6 protein-coding genes are annotated in these 8,139 nt (G+C 55.1%); all 6 read right to left on the bottom strand.

Features of this window, described 5'->3' with window-relative positions:
- Positions 1 to 65: 65 nt before the first annotated feature.
- The 6 genes from GXX57_05415 to GXX57_05390 all read right to left on the bottom strand — a co-directional run bounded on the left by GXX57_05415 (position 66) and on the right by GXX57_05390 (position 7,984).
- Complete coding sequence (locus GXX57_05415; protein ID HHV44088.1) at positions 66 to 842, bottom strand: hypothetical protein; 777 nt, start codon at positions 840 to 842, stop codon at positions 66 to 68.
- A gap of 314 nt (positions 843 to 1,156) precedes the next feature.
- Positions 1,157 to 1,942: an SDR family oxidoreductase gene (locus tag GXX57_05410; GenBank protein HHV44087.1), complete on the bottom strand. Its 786-nt coding sequence runs from the start codon at positions 1,940 to 1,942 to the stop codon at positions 1,157 to 1,159.
- 359 nt (positions 1,943 to 2,301) lie between these two features.
- A complete protein-coding gene (locus GXX57_05405; GenBank protein HHV44086.1) occupies positions 2,302 to 3,351 on the bottom strand; it encodes an exo-alpha-sialidase in 1,050 nt (349 codons plus the stop codon).
- Positions 3,352 to 3,390: 39 nt separating this feature from the next.
- Positions 3,391 to 4,269: a dihydrodipicolinate synthase family protein gene (locus tag GXX57_05400; protein ID HHV44085.1), complete on the bottom strand. Its 879-nt coding sequence runs from the start codon at positions 4,267 to 4,269 to the stop codon at positions 3,391 to 3,393.
- A 299-nt stretch (positions 4,270 to 4,568) separates the two neighbouring features.
- Entirely contained in the window at positions 4,569 to 5,690 is a 1,122-nt protein-coding gene (locus GXX57_05395) for a DUF2961 domain-containing protein (protein HHV44084.1), read from the bottom strand.
- Between the two features lie 671 nt (positions 5,691 to 6,361).
- Positions 6,362 to 7,984 carry a family 10 glycosylhydrolase gene (locus tag GXX57_05390; GenBank protein HHV44083.1) on the bottom strand — a complete coding sequence of 541 codons (1,623 nt, stop codon included), beginning with the start codon at positions 7,982 to 7,984 and terminating at the stop codon, positions 6,362 to 6,364.
- Positions 7,985 to 8,139 lie beyond the last annotated feature (155 nt).

The following is an 8,139-nucleotide window of genomic DNA, read 5'->3' as shown; positions in this document are numbered from 1 at the left end:
GTAACTTAGTCTTACAGCGTTCTTCTTGAAGTCTTCATCATATTGCTGGCGAATTTTGGACATGATTATATTCTCCTCTCGTATAACTCTATCTTATCATCATGTCCGAAATTGTAACATGGACCCGCATCGATCCCGGCCACTTGAATCAGATCATCCATCACGGAGAAGATGTTGCCGCAGGAATGGAACAGGAACGGCTTGTCATGGGCATGGACCAGGTCGATCACCCGCTTGTACTGAGGAATGATGTGGGTCCGGATATCCTCCGGCGAAAGCAGGGTGGAAACCTTGAAGCCCAAGTCATCGCCGAAGCGGCAGACAGCATAAATGTCCCCGAATTCCCGCAAGAACCGGTCCCAGATCGCCACCATCACGTCCCCCACCCGCTGAAAGAGGTCCGCGTAGAGCTCGGGGTCATCAGCCTTGATGTAACACAGCTGCATATAGCCCACAAGATCCTGGACAATCTCAAAGACACCGTTCCCGGGCCCACCGACGGCTTTCATCCCCGGCGGCATCACCTCTCGCAGCTGCTCGAAGGCCACACTCTGGGTGTCAAAATACATCGGGGGAATCTCATCCCAGGGATAGCGTTCAAAGTCTTCCCGGGTCTGGATCACCCCTGCCGTCTCCGCCGCTAGGGCGCCGCTGCCGGGCATCACCGGGCCGATACAAATCTCAAAGCTCACCGTATCATAGCCCATCATCCGGAAGAACTCCGTGTAGTGTCGGAAGTACTCCGCTTTGTCTTTCGCATCGCCCCGGTACAGACTATCAAACTTCTTGTTCATAATCTGTTCCATGATCCCGGGGGCAATAATGTGATCTCGATCGGTCATATGATGCAGGAGGACTCACTAGGCCTTGGCGAGTATTGGTCTTAACCCCCTATGTACGTCAACGCTAGAGAAAGGATACAGATTGGATAGACTCTAAGGAGCCGACCGTAGCAATAGGGCATGCCCAGTAGATGAGCACACGCTTATGGCCTTACCGGCAAGCTTGTTCAATGCATCGTTAGGTTCCCTATCGCCCACATTGGCGACAGCCTGTAGGGTCTAAAGATCCTCCACCGCAGATCGAAGTCCTGGTTAGGCGCAGCCCATTTCCTGGCAGGACAATGGTCCTTGAAGTCTTGGGCAACAGGCCCCCTTCAAGACGAAAGAAAGCCGCCGTCCACCGGGATCATCGCCCCCTGGACGTAGCTTGCCAGATCCGAAGCCAAGAACAACGCCACGCGAGCCACCTCGTCCGGGTGCCCCCAACGGTTTAAGGCCAGCCGCGTTTGAAAATCATAGCCCGCTTTGAACAGGTCCAGCCGCAGCTTTTGCACGGCGAGCCTCGCTAGTCTAGTCGTCCCCGGAGTCTTGACCGCACCGGGGACAATGCAATTCACCCGGTAGCCTACCCTGCCGTAGTCCCGGGCCAAAGCTCGCGTCAAAGCCAGCACACCGGCCTTGCTCACGCTGTAGATGAGCAGATCCTCCTTGAACGGCAGCACCGCCTCAACGGAGGAAACGTTGATAATCACCCCACCACGCTTTTTTCTACGGCCGATGAACCCTTGGCACATCCACAACATCGATTCCAGATTTATCGCGAAGACTTCCCTAAGGAACGCTTCATCGATGTCAAGAAGGTCTTTGGCTGGGTAGATGCCAGCGTTGTTGATCAACACATGGGGTAGCTCCTGCTCAGACAAGTCCGCCCAAAAAGAAATGATCTCCTCGCGGCTACGCAAGTCGATGGGATACAGAGCGGCATGGGGTATTAAGTTCTCCTTGAGAGCAACAAGACCAGCCTGGTCAATGTCCAGAAGCATAACCTCAGCTTGGGCATCGGCAAAACGGAGGGCCATCGCCTTGCCGATCCCGGAGGAGGCACCAGTAATTACGATCCTTTTCCCTTTCATCTGCAGGAATTGCGACGTCGGTATCATCTCATCCACCCCACTTGATTATGAAAATAGATAAAATAGAATGATAGCTTTATGCTTCTGGGGTGATGATCTGTCCCACGGAGAGCTGGTGGGCAAAGAGCGAAAACCTCCTGCAGACTTAAGGAACCTAGATATATAATACCAGTATTTTGGTCTGCCGGCAACGAAAAACGCGGTGGGTGGCCGCGTTCTCTCGCCCTATTGCCAGCGAAAGGCTCACGACTACTGGTTAACCTGATCGGTTAGACGGGCACTAGGATCACCGGGAGTACGACTTGTACCGGTTTTCCCGCCGAGTTGGACGCCGCTGACCCGATGGCCGTGACACCCACGGCGTCCAGCCGGGTACCCATTCTGCCTCAGGCGCAACCCTTCACAAGGTCCGCAAGGTTCATGGTCGCCAAGGTCAAGTATTCATAGGGAGTCGCCTCCCCGCGCTCATAGAGACACAGGACCGTGCCGTCGCTCAAGACACACAGATCGGAATAGGCCGAGGGTCCTTCGTTCAGCAATACACCGTGATGCCAGGTCCTACACTCATCATCGCTTAGCTTGATCGTCATCTGTTTCCGCTCAGTGCTCGCCGGGTTCGAAAACAGCACGTAGGACTTCCCGGATACTTCCGCCGCAATGGCACTGCCCTGACAGCGGGGTTCAACTAAGGCTTCGTCCCAAGCCAATTCTGTAAAGGTGAGCCCTCCATCATAGCTATGGGCATAGCCCCGGCGGTAGGTTTCCACATGGCTTCCACGACAGTTGATATAGAGAGATTCTTTCAGCTCAACGACGACACTCTCATTGACACAAGGCCCAAGGATCCCGCCAATGTGCCAGGTCAGACCGTGATCGTCGCTGTAGATCACATGGGAATAGAAGGGATATTCCGTGGAGGCTTTCTCCGTCAGCACCACATGATCACAGGGAACGACAAGCCGTCCGCTTGCCAGCTGCACCCCATGACAGGGTCCGGTGGCATACCAAGTCCACTCCGGTCGCTTCACGGAGCTTGTGATCTCCACCGGTTCCGACCAGGTAGCGCCATCGTCATCACTCTTGGTCAACCAGACGGTCCGGGGCGCCTTGCCCTCGATAATGACTTTCTCGGGTCCGTCAATGTTGTTTCGGCAGAACAGTAAAAGGATCGTTCCCGTGTCCCGATCCACCACCGGTGCCGGATTGCCCGCTGTGTGGCCGCCACCAGCCACCACCACCTGGGTAGCCTCCCAGGTCCTACCGCCGTCAAAACTGCGTTTGAGTAGGATATCGATGTCCCCAGTATCCGCCGGACTATGTTTGCGTCCTTCACAGAAAGCAAGGACGGTCCCTTGGCCGGTCACCGCCAAGGCAGGAATCCGATAGGTATGATAGCCCTCTGCACCACTGACAAACAGGTTCCTTTGTACGACCATCGATCTCTTACCTCCCCTGGTACCGCCCCAGTCAGGCGATCATTCATTGGAGCTTTTCTTCAGTTCTGTCGGGCCGTATTGAGGGTTATAGGGTTCATAGCCGAAGGGTGCCGTTACATGGGGCTGGCAGACCCCTTCCCGGGCCAAGTACTCTTTCAAAGTGCGGAACCAGACCCCGCCTCTATAGATGCCCATCAGATCTATGATCTCTTTCTGGATACTATATCCTCTAGTCACATCCCCGGCCTGGGCGGCCCGCCACAATTCGACACACTGCCGAGCAGCGATATTTGCAATACCCGGGATCACTCCATCGGCACCAGAGAGGGCGCTCGCCATCATCAGCTCTTCACAGCCCTGCAACAGACTTGCCTGAAACTCTCCCGCCTCTTTGGCAAACAGAAGCTTCTGAAAATGGATGAAACGCCCAGCGGAATCTTTCACCGCGCAAATATTGGGATGTTGGGAAAGATCGATAAGTAGCTCTGGCTCCAGGTACACATGGCTGTTAGAGGGGATGTTGTACACCAGTACGGGAAACGGGCTGTAATCGGCGATCTCGGTGAAGAAGCCGCCAAGCCCCAACGATGAATAGTTGAAATAGGCTGGTGCTGTAATCACGATGCCACTAAGGGCATACTTGCTCAGCCGAGCGATCTTCTCTTTGACCTTCCCCGTGCCGTTCTCACTGATCCCCACATAGAGCGGTAGTTCAGAACAGGCAAGACTCTCGGTAACGAGGGGATAGTACACCTCATCCGTCAAGTTTGCCCCTTCCCCAGTGGAGCCGGCCAAGAACAAGCCGTCTACGCCAGCTTCCGTCATCCGTCCGATAAGACGCTTCAAGGAAACCCGATCTAGCCTTCCTTCCTGGTCCAGGGGGGTAATAAGTGGTGGGATAACTCCTGTTATTTTCATGCAAGACCAGTCCTCCAATTCCGACAAATCAAAAAACGTAATACGTATTACGTTGTTCGCCGTCGTGTCCGGGATTTCCTCTTTTCCATCAGCAAATTGTTGTGCCAACCGCATGGTATCATCGCCACACTCCCATGGTAACGTCAGGGAGATCCCTTCGTAATCAACGGACGAAGGGCGGCGGACAAAACAGCCCAAGCCTCTCACAAACGAGTATCCAAGCCCGGGATCATCCCGAGGGCAAGGGTGCTGTCCGCCGCCCCTCTCCGTTGTTTCATTGACAGATCGCTTCTGCGCCGCTAGCCCTGTCTTTTCTTTTGCCAGGCCGCCTTGGCCTGGGCCATCTCTTCGTTAATCGGCACTGGCCTGCCGGGACACTGGTTTTGTTCATCGTACAACCAAGTCCCCTGGTTGTCCCGCAGAACCGGCGCCCGTTTGGCGACAGGAGGCGGTACCACAACACCCGTTGGTTCTTTGGCGTACCAGTAAGCCACCGAGGACATCTCATTGGCCAGATGGTTGCCATGGCCGTGCTCGATGGTCACCTTGATCTCCCGCTGGAAACGCACGGGGTTTTCTAGGTGAAAGACATAGCTGGTCTGATACCCGTTCGTATCGTGCATGTAAATCGAAGAGCCATTCCGCAAAAAGGCGTTGCGTTGCATACCCCAAGCATGGTTGAAATAGTCCTCACTGCCAGTCCCGTGCAGATCCGGCGGCCACTTGTAACCATCGACCCAGATCATGTCGTCGCCCTCGCCCCACCAGGTCCCCTGGAAGTTGGTTACCGATAGGTTACACCCGATATAGTGGCCGGTGCCTTTCGTTTCAAGGATGACGTAGTTGTTCTCCCAGGCAAGCCTTTCCTTATTGACGATATTTGTCTCCGGGGTATTGACGGTAATCTCATGCCCCCAGCCTCCGAAGGGATTGGTGCGGCGAAACTCCGCATGGAAATAGCCCAGATCCGCCGGTAGCTCGTCATAGGTCTCGTAATCGATATAGAAGTACTGGCGGTGTTCCTCTCCGCTTTCATTCACCAGTTCCACCACCGCCCGTTCCCGAAAGGGCATCGGCACATAGCAGTTCAGGGCGCATCCCCGATTAAACTGGTTGTTGTGCGGCGTGGAAGCGGTGAACAACGCCGACTGAAAGGAATTCACAATCCCGTGCCCTAGACAGAAGAAGTCCCCAAGGGGCACGAGGACACTGGGTGCCTCAGCAGAGTCCCAGGTAATCTTCAGCAGACATTCCCGGTAGTGCATCGGTTGGGTCATCCAAATATGGGTAATTAGCCCCGGCCCTTTAATATCTGCCAGGACTCTCGACTGGCCGGGCGGTATCAGCCAGCAGTCCCTGTTCCGTCCTTCGGTATCCCAGGACGCAAACCGGCCGGTTCTCCCGTTTGTAATTCTTGCCAAGCGGTTCATCTCCATCTCTTCCCTTTTCCCTGGTTTCTTTCGCCGTCCCTAAGGCCAACTGATTCTTAGACTGCCGGCTCCTCACTCCCCCCACCGCTTCCTAGGAACTTCCAGTACGCTACATCACGCCTCGTACATATCCTGCCTCTATAGACGCATTATACCATTTTCCGGAGAACCGTCGTTAAACCTCCCTGCAACAGGGACTTTGTCAGGTTCCTGATCCCCCTCCCCATGGCCGTAAACCCTTCTTGCTACCGTCCGATAATCTCAAAACAAGTTCCAGACCCCATCCTGCTTCGCCCTCCTTACATGGGCTTAGCGCCCCGGCATCGGCTGCGCGACCACACCCTCCGGATCTGGCTCTGCACCGCCGGAACCACATACTGTTTCCCTTATCCCACGGGGTGGCCCCACGTCGGTAGGCGCCGAGCAAGCCTTAGTCCTTTGGAGGTCGGAGCCGGTCCCGAACGCTCAGTTCCCAGGGAATTGGACTAAGACAGGTTGAAGGACGCACGCTGCGGCAGGATTCACATCCCGAAATCCCAGCAAGAGACAACAAGAACACCATGGACAAGGCGCGTCCCGTCACGCATCCATCCCAACAGTGGTTATTGTCACGACCAATCTCCAGCCTTCAAGTCTCAGCGACGGGGGATTCTTGCCTACGGTCATGGACCGGCAAGGATCTCTGCCACTGCCTCCGGTGGATACAAGGCGGCAACCGCCGGGTCCAGAAACCGTTCCCCGCCCTTAAGAAAGCTGGAAATTGAACGCAAGGAACGCATAATATCTTCATCCACCGAGTAACTAGTAGTGCGGGGAAGGTTTCTTAAGAGGCCCGGATCGCCCAACTGACGCAGAAGCGGGGAATTGGGCTGAAAGACGTTAAAGGTGGCGATCCCACTGCATCCTGCTTCCCAGGCCTGCAGCGCCTCCTCCCGCCAGACTTCAAGATACCCGCCTAAGCGACTGGTGCTCAAAGAAGCGTAAACTGGTACATCGTAGCGCCGTCCTAGGTCCACACTGTTCTCCCAGGGTTCGAGGCGAAAGATGCCCGCGGCAATAATGATATCCACCAGATCCTGTTCCAGCCACTCCACCACATCCAGACCGATCTCTTTGGCATATCCGACGGAATCCGGGACCCGTACCACCACTAGGAAGGGTCGTCCCCGCTCCTTGGCGATCTCCTCGGTGAGATCGCGGATCCGTCTTAGAAGGTCGGTCATCAGCCCCCTTTGTTCATCGGTGACCGGCTCGCCAAACATCTGCGGGCGGAAAAACACCGGGTGCCGGAAGAAATCAAGTTCTATGCCGTCGAGATCGTAGCGGGTGCAAACATCGGCGATGATACTATAGACCTTGTTTCGCACCTCCTCATGCTCGTAATTGAGTGCGGTATAGGTCCAGGAAGGCCCAGCCTGCCAGCCGTAGGGGAATTGGGTGCGCACCGGGGCCATGAGCAGATGGCGGTGTTCCCTCTTCCACTGGGACAATTGCCAGTCTTCCCGCTTGGCCTGGTTGTCGTGGGTATCGTTCATCCGCATCGACCACCAGATCTCCTTGCCATGGACACGCGCGTAATCGATCATTAATTGAAGAGGATCAAAGCCCTGTTCCTTCAGGAGGAGAGCCCAAGACACCGCCTCCGGCGGTGTGCTCCCGGTGGAGTAATGCAGCTCAGTCTCGTCACTATGATGGGTGTAAAGGTTAAAGATGCCGGTACAGTAGGAGATCGTGTCCACCTGGGTGTACTCAAGGCCCAGGGTCCGCCGTTGCAAGAAGCTGATCGGGGTCACCGGCAGGGAGGGATTATCGTTGCCGTCGTTATTGTAGATGATCCGTCGGGTGCGCTGGGCCGCTGCCTTCCGATCGGTGTAAGCAGAAAGAGGCGACTGGACCTTTGGATCCCGATAGGTATAGTAGACCTCAGCGGCCTCCTGTTCCACCTGCAAGTTGGTATTCGTAAGATCGGGAATGACCGTCAACCTGACGATCGCTGTGGTTGGCGCTGCGAATTCGGGGAGCTCGAAAACGAAATCCACCCACTGCTCATCGGCGGACAAGTGGCCGATCTCCTTCGTAAACACCTCTCTCCCCGGTTCGAGCAAGACCCAGTCCCCCCGGAAACACCAAGCGGAAGCTTGCACTCGTAATGAGAACACCTGGGAGCCACTAGGCGAATCACTGCAAAGAGCAACGGTTCCAAGGACTCTCCCGTCTTCAAGGTCCGCCTGGATTACTCTTAGTGTCGCTTTGCCTTCGATGACCTGTAGTTTTTGCTCCTGCAAACTCCATACACTCCCTTGATTGGTGGTGTAGGGGTCCATGTTACAATTTCGGACATGATGATAAGATAGAGTTATACGAGAGGAGAATATAATCATGTCCAAAATTCGCCAGCAATATGATGAAGACTTCAAGAAGAACGCTGTAAGACTAAGTT

This window comes from Bacillota bacterium, from assembly GCA_012839765.1.
Lineage (GTDB): Bacteria > Bacillota > Limnochordia > DUMW01 > DUMW01 > DUMW01.
Note: the sequence above shows the minus strand (reverse complement) of the source record. Positions and strands in the feature narration are given on the sequence as shown.

Coding starts and splice junctions, on each gene's coding strand:
- GXX57_05415 (HHV44088.1), bottom strand. CDS start 842: ATGACCGATCGAGATCACATTATTGCCCCCGGGATCATGGAACAGATT.
- GXX57_05410 (HHV44087.1), bottom strand. CDS start 1,942: ATGATACCGACGTCGCAATTCCTGCAGATGAAAGGGAAAAGGATCGTA.
- GXX57_05405 (HHV44086.1), bottom strand. CDS start 3,351: ATGGTCGTACAAAGGAACCTGTTTGTCAGTGGTGCAGAGGGCTATCAT.
- GXX57_05400 (HHV44085.1), bottom strand. CDS start 4,269: ATGAAAATAACAGGAGTTATCCCACCACTTATTACCCCCCTGGACCAG.